Here is a 24,733-nt window from a genome sequence, read left to right on the forward strand (position 1 = left end):
CCCGTTACTGCAGAAAACCCAGCAGCGCGGCCTGAAAAGCGGCCGGCGCTTCGAGGTGCGGGATGTGGCCGATGCCTTTCAGCGGCACCAGTTTGGCTCCTTTTATCTGTCCGGCGGTGCGCTGGCCCAGGGCCGGGTACTGGCCCATGCGCGCCAGCACGGCCGGGTTCTTGATCAGCCCTTTGCCCACCACCGTGCGGTCGTCCTGGCCGATGATGAGCAGCGTGGGCACCGTCAGCCGGCTGAACTCGTAGCAGACGGGCTGCTGGTAGATCATGTCGAAGGTGAGGGCGTTGGCGCGGGCCACCTGTGGGAAATCGGGGTGGCGGGTCTGGGCGGCCAGGGGCAGCAGCCACTCGTCGTGGGCGGCGGAGTAGCCGTGGGGGTAGTAGGTGGCGTGATATTTCCGGATGCTGGCTTCGGTGCTTTTCAGCTCAGTGGCGGCCGCCTCGTCCACCGACTGAAACGGTACGCCCACGCGGTAATCTTCCAGCCCGATAGGGTTTTCGAGCACCAATTGGGCCGTTTGCTGCGGGTAGAGCAACGCGAAACGGGTGGCCAGCATGCCGCCCATGCTGTGGCCCACCACCACGGCCTGCCGCACGCCCAGCGTATCAAGCAGGCGGTGGGTGTTGCGGGCCAGCTGATGAAACGAGTAGTGCAGCGCCGGCTTATCCGACTTGCCGAACCCCACCTGATCGGGCACTACCACCCGGAACCCTTTGGCCGATAACGCCCTGATGGTTTCGCGCCAGTAGGCCCCGAAGAAGTTCTTGCCGTGCAGCAGCAGCACCGTGCGGCCGTTGCCAGGGCCGCTGGCGGGCACGTCCATGTAGGCCATGCGCACGGTCTGGCCCTCCAGCGTCAGCGGCAGATACCGCACCGGGTACGGGTACTCCAGCCCGTCGAGGGTGGCGTTGAGGGCAGCGGGCGTTTGGGCGGGGGCCGGGGCGGTGGTCAGCAGCAGCATGCTGCACACGCAGGCAAGAAAACGAAACATAGCAAAAGCGGGCAGTCGAACAGATACGCTGTTCAACTGCCCGCCCCGATATTAGGTTGCGGCTTGGGCTATGCGCCCGCCGGGCCGCGCGGCTTCAGGCGCAGCTCCAGCACGCGGGTATCCTCGTTGCTCCAGATGAAGTTACGCACGTCTTCCACCCGGAATACCACCAGCCCGTCGGGGGCGCCGTACTCGGTGAAGCATTCCATGAGCACCTGCTCGGGCGTGAGCCGGCGGATGTAGCCATAGTAGTCCATGCCCAGGTGGGTGTACACGTTCACGAGCTGGCCCGTCTGGTGGGCCCGCTCCAGCAGCAGCGGCACCGTCACGTACTCCTGCTCCAGAAACGGCGGCGACTTCAGACCGGCGTACACTTTATCCAGGTTATCGGCCTTGAACTCCACGTGGCGGATGTACTGGTCGTCGAAATCCACCTGGAATACTTCCAGCATGTTGAACGACTGAATGGCCGTGGGCATTCCGTCGCGGTTGATGATGCGCAGCACCACCACTTCATCTGAATAGCTCAGCACGTAGCCGACCGAAAACCGGCCCGGGTCGCTCTGGCTGGTGCGAACACCGAGCAGACGCTTTTCCTGGCGGGCACGCTCAAAGATTTCCTGAAATAAACCGGGCATCAAACGAAAATAGAAGAATACAATACCCTACTTGGCCGGAGAGGCCATGCAGCCAGCCAGCAGGGTGGTGAGTATGTGGCGCAGTGCCAGCAGCCGCTGCTGTATGGGGGCGTGCTCCCCGTTCAGGACGGAGAGCGTACCCAGGCGGCTAGTCAGATACCGGGCCATGGCCGCCTCGTCGCTCAGCAGGGTCTGGAGCTGCTGCTGGGTTTGCTGCCATTCGGCTGGGCGGTTCTGGCGCAGGTAGTAGCTGCGCAGCTCAATGGTCATGCTGGTAAGCTCCGCCAGGCGCATAAGCAGTTCCTGCTCCTCGCTGGAGATAGTGCGGGGCTCGCGCCCAATCACGCACAGTGAGCCAATGTTGTGGCCATCGGGCATTTTGAGGGCGGCACCGGCATAAAACCGCAGCCCAGCCGATTTGGCCACTACCGGGTTAACCAGCGAGCAGCCTTCGGCCGCCAAGTCACCGTAGGCCAGCACCTCGTTCTGCAGGATGGCAGCCGAACACAGGCTGTCGGGGCGAGCCACGCGCTCCAGGCCGGGCAGGCCGGTGTTGGCCTTGAAGAATACCTCCTGCTCATCCACCAGCGACAGCAGAGAAATGGGCAGATTGAACAATTGGGCTGCCAGCGCTACATACTCATCAAAGATGGGCTCGGGCGTGGTATTCAGCACCTGGTAATTGTGCAGGCTCCGCAGGCGGCTGGCGTCGTTGGATGGCACCAGCTCATCAGGCAAACGATTCATAGGACCGGGAAAAGAGCAGTAGAACAGGACGTATGCAAAACTACACAATTGCCAGGCTCGGCACCAACTACTGTTCAGCTTTCGGGTATTACCACCGTACCAGTTGCCGCGCGACCGTTTTTCGTCAGAAAAGGATGATCAACAACTCCCGCTTGATCAACGGGCCGTGGTCCGGTTGGCCGTGCAAGCCCGCCGCCAGGGCAGGCGGGAGGCGGCCAGATTCAGGAGTTTGTACCCGGCACGTACCGATTAAGCCCGCTCAGGTGTGCATCTTTGCGGATTAAACTTCCCTCCATGCCCGCTTCTCCCCCGCGTCCGTCCGTTATCGACGTCATCATTCCCGCCTACAACGAGGAGCAATCCATTGCCAAGGTACTGGCCGAAATTCCGGAAGGACTGGTGCGTGAAGTGATTGTGGTGGATAATAACTCCCGGGACCAGACCGGCGCGGTAGCCGCCGCCGCCGGGGCCACCGTGCTACGGGAGCCCCGCCCCGGCTACGGCTACGCCTGCCTGGCTGGTATGGCGCGCTGCTACGGCCGGCCGGCCGCCGAGCAGCCCGATATCATTGTGTTTCTGGATGGCGACTACTCCGATTATCCCGAAGATATGACGGCATTGGTAGCCCCATTACTGCGCCAGGAGGCCGACCTGGTGATTGGCTCCCGGGCGCTGGGCGAACGGGAAGCCGGCTCCATGCTGCCCCAGCAAATCTTTGGAAACTGGCTGGCCACCACCCTGCTGCGCCGCCTCTACGGGGCCCGGTTCACGGATCTGGGACCATTTCGGGCAATCCGACGGGAGGCGCTGCAACGTATCGGGATGCAGGATACCACCTACGGCTGGACGGTGGAAATGCAGCTGAAGGCCGCCAAGCTGGGGCTGCGCTCCGTAGAGGTCCCTGTGCGCTACCGTCGCCGCATTGGCGTCAGCAAGGTCTCGGGCACGGTGAAAGGTACGCTGGGAGCCGGCTACAAAATTCTGTGGACGATTTTCCGCTACCTATAACCTCCTGCGCTATACTACCGGCTACTGCCGGTGGTAGTTTTTTCAAACTAGTACGCCGTTTCACTTTTTATCTGAATGCTCGTTCTGCAGGTTGTACTGGTAGGGCTTTTTGGGCTGTGCCTGCTGTTGCTGGCGGGGTTTAGTCTCACGCAGTGGCAGCTCACGCGGCTGGCCCGCCGCGCTTATGCCACTACGCCCACCCCGCAACCACCCACCCCGGCTGAGTGGCCCCGGCTAACGGTGCAGCTGCCCCTTTATAATGAGCAGTTTGTAGCGGAGCGCCTCATTGAGGCCTGCGCCGCCCTGCGTTATCCTCCGCACCGCCTGCATCTGCAAGTTCTGGATGACTCAACCGACGCCACGGTGGGGCTGGTAGCGGCCCAGGTAGCCCGGTATCAGGCCCAGGGGCTGCGCATTGACCACGTACGCCGACCTGACCGCGTGGGGTACAAGGCCGGAGCGCTGGCCCACGGCCTCACCCAGACGGATGGGGAGCTGATTGCCATTTTCGATGCCGATTTTCTGCCCGAACCGGATTTTCTGGAGCGGGTAGTGCCGCACTTCTTCTTGGATGAACCTGACGGCCCGCGCACCGGCGTGGTGCAAACCCGTTGGGGCCACCTCAATGAAGAATTTTCGCTGCTGACGACGCTGCAGGCTTTCGGACTGAACGCGCACTTCTTTGTGGAGCAGCCGGGCCGGCAGGCCGGCGGGCATTTCCTGAACTTCAATGGCACGGGCGGTATCTGGCGGCGCACCTGCATTGAAGACGCCGGCGGCTGGAGCGCCGATACCCTCACCGAGGATCTGGACCTGAGCTACCGGGCGCAGTTGCGGGGCTGGCAGTTCCGCTACCTGCCGCAGGTAGCCGCCCCCGCCGAGCTGCCCGCTACCATGGATGCCCTCAAGTCGCAGCAGTTCCGCTGGACCAAGGGTGCTGCTGAAACGGCCCGTAAGCACCTGGGTGCCGTGTGGCGTTCCAGGCAGCCCCTCAGCACCCGGCTGTACGCTACGTTTCATTTGCTGAATAGCTCCGTGTTTGTAGCAATTCTGCTGATGGCCGTGCTGAGCGTACCGCTGGTATTTGTGCGGGCATTGGGCGCGGAGGAGCTGCGGCCTGCCTTCCGGCTGGCTTCCCTGTTTCTGCTGGCGCTGGCCCCGCTTGTCTTTTACTTCCACACGGCCTGGCAGCAGGCGGCCCGCTACCGGACCTCGCCCGGACCGGGTTTCGTGGGGCAATTGGTCTTGTTTCTGGCTTTTTCGATGGGGCTGAGTCTGCACAATGCCCGGGCCGTGCTGCTGGGCCTGGTGGGGCGGCGCAGCGCCTTTATCCGCACGCCCAAGCTGGGCCTGCTGCACCGCCAGGGAGCTTTGCAGGGCCGCCACTACCGCACCGGCCGGCTACTGAATGGCTTAACCTGGCTGGAAGGTTTGCTGACGGTATATTTTGGGGTGGGCATTGCCGCCGGAATATACCTGCGCGAGTTCGGGATGCTGCCTACGCATCTGCTGCTGGCCACCGGCTATGGGCTGGTGTTCTACTACTCCGTTCGGCATGCGTAGCCACGGGCCGCAGGAAACGCCGCGCGCTCTGCACTGGGCGGCCCTGCTGCTGAGCGCCGGTGCGTATGGCTTCTTGGCCTATGCTACGCAGCGGGCCGCATTTCCGCAGCTGCTGGGGCTGTTGCTGGTGGTGTTTGGCTTGTACGCCTGGTTGCTGAAAACCGGCCTTGCCTTGCGCACCGGCTTAGCAACGGCCCTGGTGCTGCGGCTGCTCTGGCTACCGGCTCTGCCGGCCCTGTCCGATGATTACCACCGCTTCCGGTGGGACGGCCTGCTCCTCTCCCACGGTGTCAACCCCTACCAATACCGGCCCGATGAGTTGGTGGCGTTGCCGGCTGCTCCCCAGCCCGCTGGCCGGCCGAAGCACACGCAGCTCGCAGCTGAACTGCAAAGCCTGTACCCCCGGCTGAACTCGCCGCACTACTACTCCGTGTATCCGCCGGTTTGCCAGGTTCTGTTCGGAACGGCAGCCTGGGTGTCCCCTGCTTCCGAAACCGGATTCGTGCTGCTGCTACGGGTGTGCGTGCTGGTGGCGGAAATGGCTTCGGCGGCACTGCTGGTGGCACTGCTGCGCCACTTTAGCCAGCCGCCCCAACGGGCGCTGTGGTATCTACTCAACCCGCTGGTTATCGTGGAGCTGACTGGCAATCTGCATTTTGAGGCGCTGGTTATCAGCTTTCTGCTCCTGATGCTATGGCTGCTGGCCCGCGGCCAGGCGGCGGCCGGCGGTATGGCCCTGGCGCTGGCCGTAGCCACCAAGCTGCTGCCGCTGCTGGTACTGCCGCTGCTGGTACGGCGGCTGAGCATCCGGCAGCTGAGCTGGTTTGGGGCGGGCCTCGCGGGAATGCTGGTGGCGCTGTTTGTGCCGTTTCTGAGCCCGGAATTGCTGCAGAACATCAGCCGAAGCCTGAATCTGTATTTCCGCAACTTCGAGTTCAACGCCAGCTTCTACTACCTGCTGCGGGCGGCGGGCCAGTGGTACTACGGCTACAATGCCATTGCCCGCATCGGCCCGACTTTGGCGCTTACCGTGGCGCTGGGTGGGCTGGGGCTGGCGGCCACCGAACGGCGCTCCACCTGGGCCACCCTGCCCCGCACGCTGCTCCTGCTCCTGACGCTGTACTTCCTGCTGGCCACCACCGTACACCCTTGGTACCTGACGCCGCTGGTACTGCTGAGCGTGTTTACCCAGGCCCGCTACGCGCTGGTGTGGTCGGGGCTGGCGGTGCTGTCGTACGCGGCTTACCGCACGGCCGCGTACTCCGAAAACCTCTGGCTTGTGGCGGTGGAATACGCTGTGGTGCTGACGGTACTCCTCTACGATGCCCGACAGCGGCGACTGGGCAGCTTCGCTATTTTGCCGTGGCGGAATCAGCCGGGGCGGTAGCGGCGGCGGGAGTAGTCTGGGGCCAGTAGGCGTAACGCTTCACGTCTTTCAGCCATAGGTTGCGACCGTCCCAGCTTGTCTGGCGCAGCAGCAGGTTGGGATATGCTTTGGCAAACCAGTAAACGTTCTGCTTCTGGTCGGTCAGGGCCACGCGTACGCGCCAGGCGGGCTCTTTGGTATCGGCGGTCAGGGCATCTTCTACCTTTACCTGGGCTTTGTACAGGGCTGGCACGGGCGCTTTGCTGGTTTGCTGCAGCTCATACACCGGGGCTTCAAACGCGGGCTGCTCCTCGAAGCGCAGGCTGCGCAGCGTATACGAAAGCGCATCCTCAAACAGCACATCATGGCGCAAAGCCCGTTGGCCGGCTCCTTGCCCGTCCCAGTACGAGTTGTACTGCTGCTGGTACTGTAGCCCGTCGTCGGTAATGGCCTTGAAGGTGTTCCCGCACCATTCCTGCGACGACGTGGTGAGCTTGTGCAGCTGCACGGGCTGGTCGCGCCGGAAAAACAGGGACGTCAGGAAATGATACGGGTAGTTGTTGGTGGCAATGCTGCAGAACTGGTTCACCTTCATCACCGGAAACACGTCCTTACGCTGATAGTTATCCGTCTTGACGTTGTACTGATAGTTGAACTCTTCCTTCACTGTAATGAGGGTGTACTGAAACCGGCGCGGCTCCCCGTAGATAACCCGTTCGGCGTCGTACGTAGCTACTTCGGCTTTGCCATCTTCCCACAGCGGATTCATGGCCCACTGCATCCGAAACGGGCCGCCACGGCGCGTGAGCGGGTTGTCCAGAAACTCCGGGGCCGCCGTTGGCACAGCCTTTTTATCGGCATCAGAGGAGCAGGCAATCAGGCTGGCGGATAGCCACGCTCCTGCGGCAACCAGGGTTATACAACGCATACAAAGGGAACAGAAGCTCAGGAATGCGCTATACTACGCGTAAACCCGGCACTAATGTTCGGCCGCTGCTGATTTGCCAGGCGTTCAGGTCGGCACTGGTGTCAATATCCTGCAGTTCCGGTAGCTGGTGCAGCCGCAGGTTCAGGTTCCGGATATCGGCCAGGGTTTCGGCGCGTACGGTAGCCGTGCTCCAGTTCTTGCCCTGAAACAGCTGCGGATACAGCTGCCGCATGCCCAGCAGGTAATACCCTCCATCGGCGGCCGGCCCCAGCACCACATCGTGAGTGTGCAGGGCCTCAAAGGCCTCCGTTAAATGGGCAGTAGTCAGCCCCGGACAATCAGTACCGATGATAAGCACCTGCCCCGCGTGCTGGGCAAACGCATGTTCGAAAGCCACCTGCATTTTCCGACCCAAGTCACCGGCTGGCTGCAGGAGCGGCTCGTAGCCGGGCCACTCGGCGGCCTGCCTTGGAGAAGTAGGGGCCTCCGCCAGCCACACCGTTTTGTGCACCGGCAATGGAGCTACCACGGCGCGGGTGTGCGCCAGCAGTTCCTTGTAAACAGCCAGCGCGCCTTCCGCGCCAACAGTGGCGGCCAGCCGGGTTTTCACGCGGCCCAGTTCCGGATGACGGGCGAAAATAAGCAGATGGGGCATGATTGGTTGTTAGTTGCTGGTTTTCAGTTGCTGGTTGTTAGTTGTCATTGCAGCTACAGACCTGACAACTGACAACCAGCAACTGACAACTCATTCATATACTGGGGTGCCTTTTTTCAGCCAGGGCCGCCAGAGCACCGAGTATGGATGCACGTTGGTGGTAGTAGTGCCCTGCGCGTTTACCACGTCGTAGCCGTCGTTTACCCACTGAAAAATACCTCCGTACAGGTTGTGCACCTGCTGAAAGCCCTGCTCCCGGAGCCACATTCCTACCTGCTCACTCCGGGCTCCTACGGTGCAGTAGACCACCACCGGCCGGGTCTTCGGGACGGTGCTCAGGTCGGTTTGCCGGAAATGGTCGAAATCCACGAACCGGGCACCGCGCAGATGGCTGACGCGGTACTCGGCGGCCGTGCGCGTATCCAGCAGCAGCACATTTGGTGTGGGCTGACGCAGCAGGGCCGCCAGCCCCGCCGGCTGCATAACAGGTACTGTCTGCCTGTACAGCAGTTTCAGCATATGGTCGTAGGCCGTCATATCAGCAGTTGCGGGTGAGGTGCCGGCCTTCTGCTGACCACAGGCAGCACAGGCCGCCAGCAGCAACGTCAGTAGTACGTGGCTGCCTCTGTGGGCTATGCGGGAGCCGAAGCGGGAAACAGTGGTGACCACCATGGAGTATGTCATTTACAGCGGCGAAACTTGCACCCTTTCTCCCTTACACCCATACCAACCGATTCATCCATTGAGGCGCCCGCTCTCCACTACTTTCCACGCAGCACCCGGATGCGGACCTGCTCCCCATTTTCCGATGTGGTCGGCTCCACGGTAATCTGGTCGGCCTCATCGTAGTATTTTGCCACTCCGCGCACAATGCCCACGGCCAGGGCGCCCATCCGCCGCTTCGAAACATAGTCAATGAACAACTCGTTCGGCGACACGCGGGTGACCTGCAGTACCGGCGGGGCATTATCGGCGTGCTCCTGCCGAACCTGGCGGTGCATGGTGCCCTCCGTGTGTTCCAGCATATCCAGCGTATCCCATCCGGGCTGTAGCAGGCGCTGGTACATGTACATCAGGTCGGGCACCAGGTATTCGCCGAACTTCTCGTGCAGCTCATCCGCCGACAACCCAGTCATGGTGGCCGCCTCCCCTATCAGTCGATACATGTGCTCATCGGGGTACACGTGCTTGTGGTCGAAATCGGCAGCCGTCAGGCCGGAAACCTCCAGCAGCCGGATCCAGGTACTGTGGTCGTACTGGGTTTGAACGTAACGTTTGAGTAGGGTGAAGATGGTGCCGTGCACGGAACAGAAGCTGAAGAGTAGGACCGGAAGATAGGCTGTTTTGCCTGAATGAACCAGACAGATACAGCAGGGAGCAGACTGCTTGCGCAACCTGCTCCCCACCTTAACCTTACTTCGCCCCTAGAGGTTGCCGATTACCGTCAGCGTGCTCATAGTGGGTGAGGCTACGCCCCCGGCATCTTCCACCGTCATGGCAAATGCCTGGGCACTGTCAATATCCTTCATCTGCTGGATACTGTCGCCGGCTGCCGTTGTGGTGGCCAGCATGCCGGCATCCACGGGCTTACCATTATCGAGGGCCCACAGCTGGTACTGCTTGCCGCTGGGCGGAGCGGGCAGATTGCGCACATCCACGTACACGGCTTTGGTTTTGGGGTTGTAGTACACCCGTGCCAAGGCCTCCGGTGATTTGGGCGTGCCTTTCAGCTCTACCGCGCGGAAATCGGCGTTGCGGAGTACGGCCAGTTGCTGGTCCCGCTCGTTAAGAGCTGCCTGCTGGGTAGCCGCATAGCGCGACTGCGCCGTTTGGGCCACTTCTAAGTTGGCTTCAGTTTCCTGTAGCCGGCTGTAGAGCAGATAATTGCCTAAACCACTCAGCAGCAACAAGGCTACGGAGGCGGCAATCAGCCATTTCAGGCGACTGGGAGCTTCCTGGGCTGCGGGCATCTGGCGTACCACGGCCCCCTGCTGCTCAGGAGCAGCCGGTACCGGCTGCATTGGCGTCACGGAAGCCGTCATCAGAGGGGTTGCCACCGGGGCATCAGCCGTTTGAATCAGTATTTCCTGCCCGGCCGTATTCCGGATAGCTTGTTGCCAGCCTTGCAGCACCCGCTCCCGCATGCCTTCAGGGGGCGTAACGGCGTGGGCTTCGGCGTAGGCATCCAGCCCGTTCAGTATTTGTTGTAGCTCCCGGCTTACTTCCGGATGCTCCCGCACGACGCGCTCTACTTCGGCGCGCTCGGCCTCACTGAGTACGCCCAAGGCGTACTCTTCAAGGATACCAGATTCGATGTACTCTTGGATGTTCACGATTACCGGATCAGTTTAGAGAGTACTTTAATAGCTGCCCGGGCCCGGGTTTTCACCGTCCCGAGAGGTAGGTTCAGTTCTTCTGCCACTTCGCTTTGCGTAAATCCGCCGAAATAAAGCAGGTCCACGATTTGCCGCTGCTCCGGATTCAGCTGGTTCGTCATTTCCTGCAAGCCAATGTGCTCAGGCCGGAACGAAGGCTCGGCGGCCTGACGCAGCGCTGCACTTTCTTCGATGGGCTGCGTACGGCTACCTACGCGGTACTGTCGGGAGCGGATTTTGTCGATGGCTAAATTTCGGCACACGTTCATCACCCAGGTAAACAAACGGCCTTTCTCGGCATCATAGGATGGGAAGGAATGCCAGATTTTGACCATAGCTTCCTGTAAAACATCCTCGGCGGTTTCTTCCTTCTTCACGATGCGCAGGATAACGCCATAAAGAGCCGCGGAGTATTTGTCGTAGAAGATGGTCATGGCCCCTTCGTCCCGGTCGCGCAGGCGTTGCACGAGCAGAACTTCAGTTTCGAGGGCAGCTGACTCAGGAGTGGTGGCAGACACGGGCAGCAACTAAGGGAAGCAGGGCGGCGTAACGGGCCAAACCCCACGGATGAAACGAAAGTACACGATAAACCTAGATTTCGGCGGCCTGCATATTGTAAAATATGGTTGGCACGCCGAACCCGGTAGCTACGACGGAGCTAGAACGGATGTTTCGGCAAGCTAACCTATCTGCCGCCCGGGTTGTTTGCTTTCTTTCTGAATCGGGGCCGGTACTGGTCCAATCACTTGCCTTTCCTATGCCTATAGAATCCCTCAACCCCTACACCGGCCGCGTGGAGCGGCGCTTCCGCCCCTTCGGCCAGGCTAAAGTAGAGCAGATTGTAACCCAGGCCCACCGTGCGTTTGGCGAGTGGCGCACCACCACCTTCGCGCACCGGGCCCGGCTGATGCACCGCGCCGCCGAGCTGCTGCGCGAGCGGCAGGAGGAACTGGCCCATTTGATGGCCGTGGAAATGGGCAAGCCCGTTACCGATGGCCGGGCCGAAGCCGTGAAGTGCGCGCTGTGCTGCGACTACTACGCCGAGCACGCCGAGCAGTTTCTGGCCGATGAGGAAATTAAAACTGAGGCCCAGCGCAGCTTTATTGCCTATGAGCCCATTGGAATTGTGCTGGCCATTATGCCCTGGAATTTTCCGTTCTGGCAGGTGGTACGGTTTGCGGCTCCGGCCCTGATGGCCGGCAACGTGGGCCTGCTCAAACACGCTTCCAATGTGCCGCAGTGTGCTTTGGCGCTGGAAAAAATATTTCACGACGCCGGTTTCCCGCCCGCCACGTTCCGCACCTTGTTGGTAGGCTCCGAGGTGGTGGAGCAACTGATTGAAGACGACCGGGTCCGGGCCGTGACGCTGACCGGCTCGGAGCCGGCCGGGGCCGCCGTGGCCGCCGCCGCCGGCCGCCAGATCAAGAAAACCGTGCTGGAGCTGGGCGGCTCCGATGCCTTTATTGTGCTGGCCGATGCCGACCTGGAGCTGGCTGCCAAAACCGCTGCCCAAGCCCGCATGATCAACGCCGGCCAGAGCTGCATTGCCGCCAAGCGCTTCATCGTGGAAAAGCCGGTGGTGAAGGAGTTTATTTCGAAGATGAAAACCCACCTGCTGGCGTTCCGGCCCGGCGACCCGCTGGATGCAGCTACCCAGTACGGCCCCCTGGCCCGCGCCGACCTAGCCGACGAGTTGACCCAGCAAGTGGAAGATTCCGTGAAGCAGGGTGCCAAAGTGGAGCTGTACGGCGGCCAAAGCAAATCCGGCACGGCCCTGTTCCGGCCCATGATTCTGAGCCACGTGCGACCCGGGCAACGGGCGTACTCGGAGGAGTTTTTTGGTCCGGTAGCCATCATTCTGGAAGCTAAAGATGCTGACGATGCCATCCGCCTCGCCAACGACTCCCGCTTTGGCCTGGGCGGCTCCGTCTGGACGCGCGACGCGGCCCGGGGCCAGGAATTGGCCCGGCGCGTAGAGGCCGGGGCCGTTTTCGTGAATAGTATGGTGAAGTCGTCGCCGGAAATGCCGTTCGGAGGGGTTAAGAAGTCGGGCTATGGGCGGGAGTTATCCCACTTGGGCATCCGGGAGTTTGTAAACCAGAAATCCATCTGGGTGGCGAAAAACGAAGAAACCCACGCGAAAAAGGTCGAGTAACGTCCACCTCGTTATCCAGCTGGCCTGGCTTCCGGGGTTAAGGGCGTGTTTACGTTATCCCGAGTGCAGCCCGAAGTGTCCCGCATGCTGATGGTGTCATGTTACGAACCGAGGCAGTTGAGACGTTGCGCCGGGCTGGTGCCAGTTAATGAAACTGTTCAGGAAGTAGTGGAACGTCCTGCAGAGCGCAGCATCTCGTGGCTATTCATACGACAGCCCGTAAGATGTTGCGCTCTGCAGGACGTTCTATTGATTTTATGACTTCCTGACCAGCCTCAATGAACTGTTAGTTTGAAAACTTCAGATGCGAATCGGTAGTAATTTTATTTACTTTGTATTTCAAAGTAATTTGCATCAATATTACATGCATTCAGCTTTCTGCTGGGCTCAGAGTTGATAATACTGGCCATACATGGAGTATTTCGTAACGGAGGATTCGGTAGTGCGTACCATTTGGGGCAAGGCCGATACCGTGCTGTTCATTTTTGCCGGGGCCGCGGCCGAGTTTGCCGTGAATAAGGCCGTGGATTGGCTGTACTTCACCGGCCGCCTGCCCGCCGACCCGCTGGGCCGGTTGTTTTCGACGGTAGAGTATGCGCGCCGCATTGTGTTTGCCGACCGCGCCGGGGCTGAGCAGGCCATTGATACCATTGCCGCCATCCACAGCGAGGTGGAAGCCCAACGCGGCCAGCCGATTCCGGCCTGGGCCTACCGGGACGTGCTGTACATGCTCATGGACTATTCCATACGGGCCTTTGAGCTGCTGGAACGGCCCCTTACGGAGGCTGAGCGGGCTGAGGTATTCGATGTGTTTGGGCGGGTGGGTCGCCGCATGGGCGTTCCGGACATCCCTGCTACCTACGCCGCCTGGCTCCCGGATCGGCAACGGCACCTGGAGCAGGACCTGGAGCACAGCGCCTGCACCTCCGATTTGTACCGCCAGTACCGCCGCCACCTGGGCCCGGTACGGTATCAGCTGCTGCTACAGGGGCAGCGGCTGGTGGTGCCTGCAGTAGTGAGCCGGTTGCTGGGCTTCGGCCGCCGCTCCTGGCTTGGGCCTGTGGTACCACTCTACCGCGCTACCCGCCACCTGCGCCTCAGCCAATGGGCCAAGACCAGCCTGCTGCCACTAGAGTATCGTGCCCAGATTGCCTCTTTGGATGTAGCTGCAGCTAGAAACTAGTTCCCCTCCTTAGAAAGGGGGGTTAGGGGTGGTTGACCTTGCGTCAGAATGGTTTTAGAACTAGCTCTAGTCGTCGTTCAACGAATCAACCACCCCTAGCCCCTCCTTTCTAAGGAGGGGAACTAGCTCTAACTCTAGCTAGCCCACATGACTCAACTGGCGTAGCCCAGCACCCGGTACACGGCATAGCCGGCCATTTCGTGGAGCAGGATGCTCCACAAGGCCAGCGGCTGGTCGCCGGGGAGCAGCCAATAGGATAACGTGGGTTTTCGGTCGGAAGAGTAGAAGCCCGCCGGGAAGGGCGCGGGGTGCAGGCCAACTTTGGCGAAGCAGCCCAGGGCCCGGCGCTGATGAAATGCCGAGGTGATGAGCACCGTGGACTTGATTTCGGGGTGTTGAGCCAGCAGCTCTTTGGTAAACAGCGCATTTTCGCGGGTGTTGCGGCTGCGGGTTTCCAGCAGAATATCCTGCCTGGGCACGCCAGCCAGGCGCAGCAGCACCTGCAGCTCCTGGGCCTCGGTGCGGGGCATTTCATCCTTGCTTACCTTGGGCTGCACCAATGCTCCGGAGCCACCCGTGATGATGATGCGTTTGATGCGCCCCGCCCGGTACAGCCACAGCGTATGCAGCAGTCGGTCGGCTCCCGGCCCCACGTACACCCGGTCGTGGGGCGACTTCTGGCCCTCGGTGATGCCGGTGAGCAGGATGCCCGCGTCGTGGCGACCCAGCTGACGTAGCGTTACCGGGGGCTTTTCCCAGGCCAGCAAAGCCTCATTCACGAGGGCCGGATTGGTGAAGACGAGCAGGCCGATGGCAGCTGCCCAGCGCAGCCGCTTCTGCCAGCGGGCGTGGCGCACTAAAGCCGCCAGCAGCACCAACCCCACCAGCCACACGGCCGGCGACAACACAAAATCAAGAAGCTTGGACAGGATAAAAAACATGGCCGCGAAGCTACGGCAGGAAATGCTGCCAGTGCTTCGCGGCCAAGATGTTTTGCCAATTGCCGGCAGACGGTATTAGGCCGGCTGCGGGGCTACATCGGTGCAGCGCTGCAGGTTCTGCAGCATTTCCAGCACTTCCTCTTCGGCCCGCAGCGTGTCGCACTCCATGAGCACGCCCCGGCAATACGACACAAAGAACGGAGCCACTTTGGTATCCATCATTTTGCGGGCCACCGGGTTTTCACTGGCATCCAGCCGCAGGAAAGCAGTACTGCCAAACCGTGCATCCTGCGAGAAACTCTCGAAAGGTGGGGCCAGCAGGTCGCACACCGGGCAGTTGGCCGAGGTGAACTTAGCAATTACCCGGGGGTAGTCGTGAATAAGGGTGCGCAGGCCCTGGTCGTTGGTATCAATTACTTTCATGCGGCAAGCTGGTTGACTGAGATTGAACTGCCACTAATCCGGACAGACCAAATTTCCTCAGCAGACAAAAAACCGGCTCCGGAAAATTCCTTCCCAGAGCGGTTTTTTTCGTCCTAAAACGGGAAATCAGTTCAGCTTGTTGCCGGCTAGCATCATCTGCCGGATATACTTCACCGGGGCGCTGCCGTAGCTCAGGAACTGCTCGTGGAAGGCCTTGAGGTCGAACTTGCTGCCTTGCTGCCGCTTCAGCTCCTCGCGCAGGTCGTAGATTTCGGTGGAGCCGGTGAAGTAGCTGCTGAGCTGCACTTGGCTGAGCGTGGCGCGCAGCCACTTGTTGCGGGCCTCAGCTTCTTCCTGAAATCCGTCGCGGCGGAGCATGGCCACGGCGGCGGCTTCGGTGATGGTACCGGCCTGCACCTCGTGGTCGAGGATGGCATTGAGGGTCACGCGCATGTTCCATTTGTCCCACATCAGCCAGATTTCGTCGGTGTTGCCGCCGTAGCCGCTTTCCAGCATCATGCGCTCGGTGTACACGGCCCAGCCCTCAATCATGGCCCCGTTGCCGAAGATGGATTTGATGAGCGAGGGGCTGCGGTTGGCGTACACCAGTTGGGTGTAGTGGCCCGGAATAGCCTCGTGAATGTTCAGGATCTGGAGCGTGTAGGTATTGTATTCGCGCAGGTAGCTTTCGGCCCGGTCGGCGGGCTGGCCGGTGAGGGGCTCCACGTTATAATAGGTGTTGGCGGCCTTGTCGTAGGGGCCGGGGGCCGAGATGCTGGCACCGGCCCCGCTGCCGCGCATGTACAGCGGCGTTTCGCGCACGACCAGGGGTTTGCTGGGGTCCTGGGTAAGCAGCTTGTGGTCATCCACCCACTTCACCAGCGTGGGCATCTGATCCTTCACGGCCTGTACGAAGCCCGCGGGCGTGGCGTGCTGCTGCGAGAGGCGGCCGATTACCTGCTGCACCGCCGCCAATGAATCGGCGGGCTGGGGCTGGCCGGGGAAATACTTCGGGTACAGCCGCGCCGCCCGCTTTTTCATGTCGCGTAGCAGCTCCTGCTTATGTGCCAGGGCCTTGCGGTACACCTCGTCGGCGGAGTACGTGGACTGGATATCGAGGGCGAACTTGCGGGCAAACAACGCCGGCCCGATGCGGAATGAACGAAACTTCCCGGCCGGCAGCACCTCCTGTTGCAGAAACCGCACGTACCCTTCCATGCTTAGGCGAGTAGTGGCCACGCGGGCCAGCAAATCCTGCTTCTCCCGCGCCGACAGGCCCGATTTCGCCACCGAATCCTGTAGTGCCTTCCCGAACACGTCCAGCCCACCCTGGTTCTGGCGGATGGCCAGATCGGTATGCTCACGGGTGGGCTGCTTGATGTTTTCCTTGGCGGCTTCGTAGTAGTCAGTAGCGCGGCTGAGCTTGAGGCTGATGGCGCGCAGCCGCCGGTCGAGGGGCCAGTAGCGGCCGTTCAGGATATCAGCCACCGAGCCGCCCAGGTTGTAGTTGGCCGGGTTCCACTGCCAGTCGCGCAGGGTATCGGCGTAGAAGCGGGCCGACTCCAGGTAGTTCTGCATCAGCCGGAAGTCCGTCTGGTTGTTCACCGACAGGTCTTCCAGCTTAAACGTCTTCATTTCCTGGCGGCGGCGGGCCAAAGCGGCGGATTCCGTCTGACGGCGGCCGGCGTTGGGTACCACCAGCAGCGAATCGTAGCGGTGGTAGCCGGCCCCGCTGGCCCACTCGGGGTTGTAGTACCACAGGGAGTCGATGAAGCGCTGCTTGTACCGGTCGAAATCGGCATTCACGGTTTCGGGGATGCCGGAGGTGGGCTTGCTGCCGGAGTTGCAGGCCGCCAGCGCCAGCAGGCCGGCCAGGGGCAGCGTATGAGAGAAGTAACGGTGGGACATGTACAGTTGAGTTTACAGCGCAAGGTAGCGCCGAAAGGACGCGGGTTGCTACCGGACGTTGCGGCAGCCTACCAGTAATGCGCTCCTACCCCAAGCACAACCACAGGCTACTTCCCGGCTACGCGCTACATTTGGCGCTCCGCCACCTGCTTGTAGCTGCTCCATGTCGCATTCCGTTTCCCGCCGCCGGTTTCTCTACACCCTTAGCCTGAGTGCTGCCGGCACCGTCCTGCTGCCCGCTTGCCTGCGGGCCGGCTCGGGCTCTGCAGCCGACGCGTACCTCGTGTACGTGGGCAGCTACGGCCCTGCGGAGCAGGATAACATCTGGCTCTACCGCCTCAACCCCGGCACCGGCGCGCTTACCCGCGTGGCCGGGGCCCGGGGCGGGGCAGCCCCCTCCTTCCTCACCGTAGATGCCCGCCACCGCCGCCTCTACGCCGTGAATGAGGTAGATAACTACCAGAACACCCCCAACGGCGGCGTCAGCGCCTTCGCCATTGACCCCGGCACCGGCGGCCTCACCCTGCTCAACCAGCAGGCCTCGGGCGGCACCATCCCCTGCTACATCAGCCTCGATAAAGCCGGCCGGCACGCCTTAGTAGCCAACTACGGCACTGGCACCGTGGCCGCTTTGCCCCTCACTACCGAGGGCCAGCTGCAGCCTGCCGCCTCCGTGGACCAGCACACCGGCCACGGCCCCCACAAAAACCAAAGCAACGCCCGCGCCCACTGCATCATTCCGGACCCCGCCGGCAAGTTCTTCTTCGCTGTGGATCTGGGCAATGATACCGTGTACAGCTACACGCTGAGTTCCACCGGCCAGCTGGTGCGCCAGGCCGCGCCGGCCTTCCAGGCTAAGCCGGGGGCCGGGCCGCGCATCCTCACCTTCCACCCCAGCCGCCCGCTGGCCTTCCTCATCAACGAGCTGGACTCCACCCTCACCGCCCTGGCCTACGATGCCCGCCAGGGTACCCTGCGCGAAATCCAGACCGTGCCCTGCCTCCCGCCCGATTTTACCGGCTGGAACGCCTGCGCCGATGTGCACGTCTCCCCCAACGGCCGCTTCGTCGTCGGCTCCAACCGCGGCCACGACAGCCTGGTGGTGTTTGCCCTCGATGAAGCCACTGGCCGCCTCACCCTGGTCGAGCACGTGAAGCTACCCGGCAAAACCCCGCGCAGCTTCACCTTCGACCCCAGCGGCCAGATAGTGCTGGTGGCCCACCAGCAAAGCAACACCATCGTCACCTACCGCGCCGATGCCCGCACCGGCCGCCTCACCCCCACCGGCACCAGCGTGGAGCTTCCCGCCCCCGTCTGTCTGCAGGTCTACCCCGATTTCCTGGCCGGCCGGGGGTAGACAGCACCACAACCCAGACCGTCATTCCGACCGCAGCCGAGGAATCTCGCGTGCTGATGTTGTAATGGTAACTCCAGCGAAGTGGTAGAGATGCTTAGACTTCGCTCAGCATGACAGATAGTTTGGCAACGTCAGCACGCGAGATTCCTCGGCTGCGCTCGGAATGACGTTCTTTTTGGGGACCTGTTCTCTATTGACGCGGCCGGCTCTGGTTCCCCAAAAATCCCAGGCTTTCCTGACACGTTTTTGCGGGCGGCCACGTTAGCGCCAAGCGGGTCAGTCGCCCGCCTGTTTCTGCGTATGCGCCTCCTCCTACCGTTATTTCAAATGAAAGCCAGGCACCTGCTGCCACTGCTGTTTCTGGTGCTGCCGCTGGCGCTCAAGGCCCAGCAGGGCTCCGTTCGCCGCCTCGATGAAAGCAACGGCTTCCGGGGCCTGCGCTTCGGATCCCCGCTTACGGAAAGCCTGCACCTGAAACTTCTGCAGGACAAAGGCGACGAGAAGATTTACGAGCGGGAAGACGAAGACCTGCGCGTGGGGCAGTTCTCGGCGGCTCGCATCCACTACAAGTTCTACAAAGACCAGTTTGCTACCGTGACCATCATCGTGCGCGGCCCCGAGCATGTGCAGAAGGTGCTACCCATGTTTGAAGCCCTTTACGGCCCCGGCCGGCCGGATGGCTTCAGCTACAAGTGGCACGGCAGCCTGGCTGCCCTCTCCTGCGCCTCCCTCCCCAACGACCAGATTATTCTGGCTATGAGCAGTCTGCCCCTGGCTGCGCAGATGCAGCAGGCCAAAGCGCCCGTCAACACCACTAAGCTCAAAATCAAACGGAAGTAGACCCGCCGTTTCGACAGGCCGCAGCCGAAGCTAACCCGCCGCACTTCGCGAAACCAACGCTTCGCGCTACATTCGCCGGATAGAATTTCTTTCCGCTATGCGCCGCTTCTCCCCGCTTCTGCTTTCCGGCCTGCTGCTGAGCCTTTCGGCTTCGGCCTGCTCGACCACCCCGCCCGAAACCATCCGAACTGCTCCAACCGCCGATGCTCCGCCCGCTATTCCGGTAGAGTCGGGGGCGGCCGTGATGCAGGCTTCCGGCCGCTTTCCTGAAACGTTTGAACAGGGCGGCAAAGGCGCTTACTCGGAGGGCGACGAGCAGCTGGGCTCCGGCTCCTGGCACTTCACCGAGGCGCTTATCGGCTCCTCCGACCAGGACCACAAGCGCGGGGAGCACGCCGCCCGCCTGCGGACCCGGGGCCGGCTGCGCATGAACTTCGACGCGCCCAGTGGAGTGCGCACCATCCGCATCAGCTCGGCGGCCTACGGCCAGGACGCGGCCAGTATCTGGGAGCTGTGGGGCAGCGTGGACGGGGGCCGCACGTTCCGGCGCATCGGTAGCCCGGTGCAGGCCAAAGGTCCGCGCCTGCTGACCACCACCTTTCAGGGTACCACGCCCGGTCCACTGCGGCTGGAAATCCGCAAAACGGACAGCGGCTCCGGCCGGCTGAATATTGATGATATTGAGCTAGAAACGGGCAGCGGCGCAGCTGTGGCCGGTGGCGTGGCTTCGGTGCCGGCTCCCACCCCTGCGCCCCGGCCATCCACTTCAGCTCCGAAGCCCTCAACCTCCCAGGCTCCCAATCAGGCCCCTTCCCTCGACAACGACAACCTGGGCCTGGGCAACCCCAGCGGCGCCACGGCCAACGTGAGCATGTCCACCAACTATCTGCTGGTGAAGCCGCAGTTTACCATTGGCTACAACGCCCTGCGCGGCACGCCCACCTGGGTTAGCTGGCATCTTACCCGCACCGATATTGGCTCGGCCCCGCGCCAGGACGATTTCCGGCCCGACCCGGCCCTGCCCCGGGAGTTTTACCAGGTGACGCGCAACTCCTATTCGGGTTCGGGCTTCGACAAAGGCCACAACTGCCCCAGTGCTGACCGCACCCGGGAGCTGGACGACAACTCGGCCACTTTCCTGATGACCAACATGATTCCGCAGGCTGGCAACAACAACCAGCGCACCTGGAGCAGCCTGGAAGAATGGACGCGCGGGCAGGTGCAGCGGGGCCAGGAAGTGTACATCATCATGGGCAGCTACGGCAAGGGCGGCACCGGCACGGCCGGCTTCAAAACTACCATCGATAACGGCCACGTGACCGTGCCGGCCCGGGTGTGGAAGGTGCTGGTCATTCTGCCCGAGGGCTCCAATGATATTCAGCGCATTGCCGCCGGCCAGGCCCGACTGCTGGCGGTGGATACCCCCAACGACCAGACCGTCAGCCCCGACTGGAGCCAGTACCGCACCAGCATCGACGCCATCGAAGCGGCCACCGGCCTGGATTTGCTCAGCAAAATCCCGCTGGCCGCCCAGGACCGGCTGGAGGCCCAGGTAGATACCGCCCCCACGCGGTAACTACATCAGCAGCAAAGAAGAAAACAAAGCCTCACGGCCACACTGCGCGGACTACAACCCACTGGAACGTCATGCAGAGCGCAGCGAAGCATCTCGCGTGCTGACGTCTGAATAGCATTTCAACGTCAGCACGCGAGATGCTTCGGCTGCGCCTCTGCATGACGACCTTTTAGATATGGCTTTCTGGTCAACTACCTACACTGCCGCCTTCGGGTGCGGTTTATGAGTAGCAAATACCCGTATCTACATGGGTTGGTGAACTATTCCATTTGCGGGCGCGTACCTTTGCTCTGACGCGTCCCACCGCCTCATCGTTTTTTCCTTGAGACTTCCCCGCCCATTCTGCCCCTCCGTGGGGGTGGAATGGGCGTTTTTTTGGGCTTCCGGCCGTTTATCACATGGTTACTCAATCCGTTCCTTCGCCTGCGCTGCGGCCCCGGCACACCTACCGGCTGGCAGTGGGCAGCACTTTCTTGCTGCAGGGCCTGTGCTTTTCAACCTGGGCGGCCCGCATCCCTACGGTGCAGCAGCAAATGGGCCTTTCCGACACGGAGCTGGGCGGGGTGCTACTGGCCGTGCCGCTGGGCCTGGTGACTTCGCTGCCGCTCACGGGCTGGCTGGTGGCCCGCTTCGGGAGCCGGCTGATGGCCGTACTGGGCGTGATGCTGTACGCGCTGGGTTTGCCACTGCTGGCCCTGGCGGCCTCGGTGCCGCAGCTGCTGGCGGCGCTGGTGCTGTTTGGGGTGGCGAGTAACATGGCCAACATCAGCGTGAATACCCAGGCCGTGGGCGTGGAGGGGCTGTACGGACGCTCCATTATGGCTAAGTTTCACGGAGTCTGGAGTCTGGCCGGCTTTGCCGGCTCGGCTATCGGCGCGTTTATGATTGCCCACCACGTGGCACTGCTGCCCCACTTCCTGCTGATATCGGGGGCGGTGCTGCTGGGGCTGCTGGTGGCCCGGCCGTTTCTGCTGCCCCAGGATGCTCCCCGCGAAGCCGACGCCCCCATCTTCGTGCTGCCCGACAAATCGTTGCTGCTGCTGGGGGTGCTGGCGTTCTGCTCCCTGCTCTGCGAGGGCACCATGTTCGATTGGAGCGGGGTGTACTTCCGCAAAGTGGTGCAGGCTCCCACCGCGCAGGTGGGCGTGGGCTTTGCCGCTTTCATGAGCACCATGGCCGCCGGCCGCTTCATTGCCGATTGGTTTACCGACCGGTTTGGCCGCACCCGCACACTCATGCTGAGCGGCTTGCTGGAAGCGGCGGGCCTGCTGCTGGCCGTGGGTTTCCCGGGCTTCATCACGGCTACCATCGGGTTTATGCTGGTGGGCCTGGGCGTGTCGTCGGTGGTACCGCTGGTGTACGGGGCGGCCGGACGCTCCAAAACCATGTCGGCGGGGGTAGCACTGGCGGCCGTGTCTACGGTGGGCTTTGCGGGGTTTCTGCTGGGGCCGCCGGTTATCGGGCTGGTGGCCGGGGCTACCAGTCTGCGCGTGTCCTTTGCGCTTATTGCCGTAATGGGGCTTGTAGTAGCCCTGCTGGCCCGGCGCGTAGAGGAGTAATTTTAGGCCGTAATCAGGGAATGGAGGGGGCGTTTCCCGCCACGCGCGGAATGTCGTTCTTTGGGGCGCCTTACCAACCCTCCCCGCTGCCATGCCCGACGCGCCCTCCGAGAATATCTACACCCCGCGTCAGCAGTACGTGCTGCTGATTGTGTGCCTGATCGGGTTGGCCGTACTGATTCTGGTGGGCCTGGGCAGCTACATTACGGCCTTTCTGGGGGCGGGCATTCTGTATGTGGTGTTCCGGCCGTGGTTTCAGGCGCTGGTGCACCGGCGCGGCTGGAACCGGCAGCTTGTCACGGCGGGGTTGCTCACCTTTGCCTTCGTGGTGATTATTCTGCCCTTTACGGCCCTCACCCTGATGCTGGTGGACCGCATCCGCGACTACGCCCAGGATACCACCCAGATTATGGCCGTGCTCCACAAAATCGAGCAGAAAACCGGCTACCGCTTCACCACCGAGCAGAATGTGCGCGGGCTGGTGCAGCAAAGCGTCAGCTGGCTCAGCACCCGGATTCCCTCTCTGGCCACTGGCCTGCTGCACTTTACAGTGATTATCGGGCTGATGCTGTTTACCATGTACTTCATGTTCACGCAGGAAGAAGGGTTTCTGCGGGGGCTGCGGCGCTACCTGCCCTTCCGCGCCAGCACCCTGCGGGAACTGGGCGAGTCGCTACGCAACACGGTGAATGCCAACGTACTCGGCCAGGCCCTCATTGCCTTCGTGCAGGCGGTGCTTACCGGCCTCACCCTCTGGATTTTTGGCGTACCCGATGCCCTGTTTTGGGGTACAGTGGCATTTTTTACCGCCTTCATTCCGGTGCTGGGCACGCCGTTGGTGTGGGGGCCGGCGGCCATTCTGAAGCTCACCCAGGGCCATACGGGGCAGGGCGTCGGGATTCTGCTGGTGGGTATCATTCTCATTATCAACATCGATAACCTGCTGCGCATTGTGCTGGCCCGCCGCATGGGCAATATTCACCCGCTTATCACGCTGGCCGGGGTAGTGTTGGGCGTCGAAATTTTCGGGATTCTGGGACTGGTGCTGGGGCCATTGCTCCTCTCCTACTTCATGGTGCTGATGGGCGTATTTGAGCGGGAGAACCGCCTGCACCGCCGCGTCCGTGCCGAGCAGCTTCCGGCGGCTGGTCCAGCTGAGGAGGCCTCGCCAACCAATTAGCGGCTCAGTTGCTCCAGCAGCAGCCGCACCCGGTCTGTTTCCAAAGGCCGCCGCAGGTTCACCAGTACCAAGCTGCTTTGACACTGCTGGCTACTTAGCACTGCCTTTTCGGCTTCAAAAGGGGCATCCTCCAGCCAGCGAAAGGGCTGGGTGAAATCTATGCCATCGGTTTTCAGCGCGTCCCAATTCGTAGGGCGTACTGCCGCCAGCCGGTTTAGCCAGTAAGACTCATAGAATTGCGCCAGGTAGCGCAGGGCCGTGGCCGCATCTCCCCTACAGTGAGTAGTGAGCCAATAACAGGTGAATCGGTTTAGGGCTATGTCTAGCAGCGGCTCGATGCCGGCTGGCTTGGTTGAGTGGCGGGTTGTCAGCAATACCCCGTCGATATCCAGGTATAGGTTGAGCATGCGCTTAAAATCTACTGGCTATGGATGAAATTCTAATTTCTGACGAATTTGTGCGGAAGATTTCCATCCGAGGCAATGACCTTCTGGCTCAACCTTCGTAGCTACAGTTCCTAGCTTTTACTATATGCTAAAACTTGTGCTGCTCCGCCACGGCGAGAGTATCTGGAACCAGGAAAACCGCTTTACGGGCTGGACCGACGTGGATTTGTCGGAGGAAGGATTGCGGCAGGCCTGGCACGCCGGCGACGTACTGCGCCAGCACGGCTACATGTTTGATATAGGTTTTACCTCGGTGCTGAAGCGGTCCATTAAAACCATGCACCTGACGCTGGAGGCTATGGATTTGCTCTGGATTCCGGTGCAGAAATCGTGGCGGCTGAACGAGCGGTTTTACGGGGCACTGCAGGGCCTCAACAAAGCCGATACCATTGCCCAGTATGGTACCGAACAGGTGCAGCGCTGGCGCCGCGACCCGCATGAGTTGCCCCCGCCCATCACCCCCGACGACCCGCGCTACCCCGGCCACGATGCCCGCTACCGCCACCTGACGGCCCGGGAGCTGCCCCTCACGGAAAACCTCAGCCAGACCATAACCCGGGCCCTGCCCTTCTGGACGGAAACCATTGTGCCGGCCCTCCGCAGCCACCAGAAAGTGCTGGTGTGCGCCCACGGCAACAGCCTGCGGGCCCTGGTGCAGTACATCGACCACCTCTCCGACGCCGAAGTAGCCGAGCTGGATATTCCGACCGGCACCCCGCTGGTGCTGGAACTGGATGATGACCTCAACCGGCTCAACCAATACTACCTGGAGCCCCCCACGCAGCCGGGACCCGGATAATAGTTGTTAGTTGCTGGTTGTCAGTTGTTAGTTGTTCGTTGTCAGGCAATAGCAGAGAATTCGGCCAAAAACCAACAACCTCACCT

Annotated in this window: 24 protein-coding genes; 11 read left to right on the forward strand and 13 right to left on the reverse strand. The window is 61.8% G+C overall.

Features of this window, described 5'->3' with window-relative positions; translation table 11 throughout:
- Positions 1-4: 4 nt before the first annotated feature.
- The 3 genes from EI291_RS06410 to EI291_RS06420 form a co-directional block, all read right to left on the reverse strand.
- Positions 5-1,000 (reverse strand): alpha/beta fold hydrolase, encoded by a 996-nt coding sequence (locus EI291_RS06410; RefSeq protein WP_125418977.1) that lies wholly within the window; start codon positions 998-1,000, stop codon positions 5-7.
- Between the two features lie 68 nt (positions 1,001-1,068).
- Positions 1,069-1,638 (reverse strand): hypothetical protein, encoded by a 570-nt coding sequence (locus tag EI291_RS06415; protein ID WP_125418978.1) that lies wholly within the window; start codon positions 1,636-1,638, stop codon positions 1,069-1,071.
- A gap of 27 nt (positions 1,639-1,665) precedes the next feature.
- Positions 1,666-2,385 (reverse strand): GAF domain-containing protein, encoded by a 720-nt coding sequence (locus tag EI291_RS06420; RefSeq protein WP_125418979.1) that lies wholly within the window; start codon positions 2,383-2,385, stop codon positions 1,666-1,668.
- A 294-nt stretch (positions 2,386-2,679) separates the two neighbouring features.
- Here EI291_RS06420 and EI291_RS06425 point away from each other — a divergent pair, with 294 nt between their 5' ends.
- The 3 genes from EI291_RS06425 to EI291_RS06435 all read left to right on the forward strand — a co-directional run bounded on the left by EI291_RS06425 (position 2,680) and on the right by EI291_RS06435 (position 6,343).
- The gene (locus tag EI291_RS06425) at positions 2,680-3,393 is read left to right on the forward strand and encodes a glycosyltransferase family 2 protein (protein WP_125418980.1); all 714 of its coding nucleotides are present in this window, start codon (positions 2,680-2,682) and stop codon (positions 3,391-3,393) included.
- Positions 3,394-3,468: 75 nt separating this feature from the next.
- Entirely contained in the window at positions 3,469-4,956 is a 1,488-nt protein-coding gene (locus tag EI291_RS06430) for a glycosyltransferase (RefSeq protein ID WP_125418981.1), read from the forward strand.
- A complete protein-coding gene (locus EI291_RS06435; protein ID WP_125418982.1) occupies positions 4,949-6,343 on the forward strand; it encodes a hypothetical protein in 1,395 nt (464 codons plus the stop codon). The genes EI291_RS06430 and EI291_RS06435 overlap by 8 nt, the downstream gene beginning before the upstream one ends.
- On the opposite strand, the gene EI291_RS06440 is transcribed toward EI291_RS06435, so the two are convergent.
- The 6 genes from EI291_RS06440 to EI291_RS06465 all read right to left on the reverse strand — a co-directional run bounded on the left by EI291_RS06440 (position 6,309) and on the right by EI291_RS06465 (position 10,798).
- A complete protein-coding gene (locus EI291_RS06440) occupies positions 6,309-7,250 on the reverse strand; it encodes a hypothetical protein (protein WP_125418983.1) in 942 nt (313 codons plus the stop codon). The genes EI291_RS06435 and EI291_RS06440 overlap by 35 nt on opposite strands.
- 28 nt (positions 7,251-7,278) lie before the next feature.
- Positions 7,279-7,905: a TIGR04282 family arsenosugar biosynthesis glycosyltransferase gene (locus tag EI291_RS06445; protein ID WP_125418984.1), complete on the reverse strand. Its 627-nt coding sequence runs from the start codon at positions 7,903-7,905 to the stop codon at positions 7,279-7,281.
- Positions 7,906-7,995: 90 nt separating this feature from the next.
- Positions 7,996-8,589 (reverse strand): rhodanese-like domain-containing protein, encoded by a 594-nt coding sequence (locus EI291_RS06450; RefSeq protein ID WP_125418985.1) that lies wholly within the window; start codon positions 8,587-8,589, stop codon positions 7,996-7,998.
- Positions 8,590-8,666: 77 nt separating this feature from the next.
- A complete protein-coding gene (locus tag EI291_RS06455; protein WP_170172537.1) occupies positions 8,667-9,209 on the reverse strand; it encodes a heme NO-binding domain-containing protein in 543 nt (180 codons plus the stop codon).
- Between the two features lie 120 nt (positions 9,210-9,329).
- A complete protein-coding gene (locus tag EI291_RS06460) occupies positions 9,330-10,238 on the reverse strand; it encodes an anti-sigma factor (RefSeq protein ID WP_125418987.1) in 909 nt (302 codons plus the stop codon).
- A 2-nt stretch (positions 10,239-10,240) separates the two neighbouring features.
- Entirely contained in the window at positions 10,241-10,798 is a 558-nt protein-coding gene (locus EI291_RS06465; protein ID WP_240635390.1) for an RNA polymerase sigma factor, read from the reverse strand.
- A 239-nt stretch (positions 10,799-11,037) separates the two neighbouring features.
- Between EI291_RS06465 and EI291_RS06470 the strand changes: the two genes are divergently transcribed.
- On the forward strand, positions 11,038-12,435 hold the full coding sequence (locus EI291_RS06470; RefSeq protein WP_205701566.1) for an NAD-dependent succinate-semialdehyde dehydrogenase: 1,398 nt from the start codon (positions 11,038-11,040) through the stop codon (positions 12,433-12,435).
- Positions 12,436-12,847: 412 nt separating this feature from the next.
- Positions 12,848-13,618, forward strand: a complete 771-nt coding sequence (locus tag EI291_RS06475) for an oxygenase MpaB family protein (protein WP_125418989.1) — start codon at positions 12,848-12,850, stop codon at positions 13,616-13,618.
- A gap of 152 nt (positions 13,619-13,770) precedes the next feature.
- Here EI291_RS06475 and EI291_RS06480 read toward each other — a convergent pair whose 3' ends face one another.
- The 3 genes from EI291_RS06480 to EI291_RS06490 form a co-directional block, all read right to left on the reverse strand.
- Positions 13,771-14,559 (reverse strand): YdcF family protein, encoded by a 789-nt coding sequence (locus tag EI291_RS06480; protein ID WP_125418990.1) that lies wholly within the window; start codon positions 14,557-14,559, stop codon positions 13,771-13,773.
- 75 nt (positions 14,560-14,634) lie between these two features.
- A complete protein-coding gene (locus EI291_RS06485) occupies positions 14,635-14,982 on the reverse strand; it encodes a thioredoxin family protein (RefSeq protein WP_125418991.1) in 348 nt (115 codons plus the stop codon).
- Positions 14,983-15,108: 126 nt separating this feature from the next.
- Positions 15,109-16,890 carry a DUF885 domain-containing protein gene (locus tag EI291_RS06490; protein ID WP_125418992.1) on the reverse strand — a complete coding sequence of 594 codons (1,782 nt, stop codon included), beginning with the start codon at positions 16,888-16,890 and terminating at the stop codon, positions 15,109-15,111.
- A gap of 163 nt (positions 16,891-17,053) precedes the next feature.
- On the opposite strand from EI291_RS06490, the gene EI291_RS06495 reads away from it, so the two are divergent.
- The 5 genes from EI291_RS06495 (at position 17,054) to EI291_RS06515 (ending at position 23,402) form a co-directional block, all read left to right on the forward strand.
- On the forward strand, positions 17,054-18,247 hold the full coding sequence (locus tag EI291_RS06495) for a lactonase family protein (RefSeq protein ID WP_125418993.1): 1,194 nt from the start codon (positions 17,054-17,056) through the stop codon (positions 18,245-18,247).
- Positions 18,248-18,547: 300 nt separating this feature from the next.
- Positions 18,548-19,087, forward strand: a complete 540-nt coding sequence (locus EI291_RS06500; RefSeq protein ID WP_148103392.1) for a hypothetical protein — start codon at positions 18,548-18,550, stop codon at positions 19,085-19,087.
- A 97-nt stretch (positions 19,088-19,184) separates the two neighbouring features.
- Positions 19,185-20,663, forward strand: a complete 1,479-nt coding sequence (locus EI291_RS23125) for a DNA/RNA non-specific endonuclease (RefSeq protein WP_125418995.1) — start codon at positions 19,185-19,187, stop codon at positions 20,661-20,663.
- Positions 20,664-21,061: 398 nt separating this feature from the next.
- Positions 21,062-22,222, forward strand: coding sequence for an MFS transporter (locus EI291_RS06510; protein ID WP_125418996.1), 1,161 nt, complete (start codon positions 21,062-21,064; stop codon positions 22,220-22,222).
- Positions 22,223-22,313: 91 nt separating this feature from the next.
- Positions 22,314-23,402, forward strand: a complete 1,089-nt coding sequence (locus EI291_RS06515; RefSeq protein ID WP_125418997.1) for an AI-2E family transporter — start codon at positions 22,314-22,316, stop codon at positions 23,400-23,402.
- Here EI291_RS06515 and EI291_RS06520 read toward each other — a convergent pair.
- Entirely contained in the window at positions 23,399-23,809 is a 411-nt protein-coding gene (locus EI291_RS06520; RefSeq protein ID WP_125418998.1) for a hypothetical protein, read from the reverse strand. The two genes, EI291_RS06515 and EI291_RS06520, sit on opposite strands and share 4 nt — an antisense overlap.
- A 124-nt stretch (positions 23,810-23,933) precedes the next feature.
- Here EI291_RS06520 and gpmA point away from each other — a divergent pair, with 124 nt between their 5' ends.
- The gene (gene gpmA, locus EI291_RS06525; protein WP_125418999.1) at positions 23,934-24,647 is read left to right on the forward strand and encodes a 2,3-diphosphoglycerate-dependent phosphoglycerate mutase; all 714 of its coding nucleotides are present in this window, start codon (positions 23,934-23,936) and stop codon (positions 24,645-24,647) included.
- Positions 24,648-24,733: the final 86 nt, after the last annotated feature.

It is taken from the genome of Hymenobacter rigui, assembly GCF_003944715.1.
Classification (GTDB): Bacteria; Bacteroidota; Bacteroidia; order Cytophagales; family Hymenobacteraceae; genus Hymenobacter; species Hymenobacter rigui.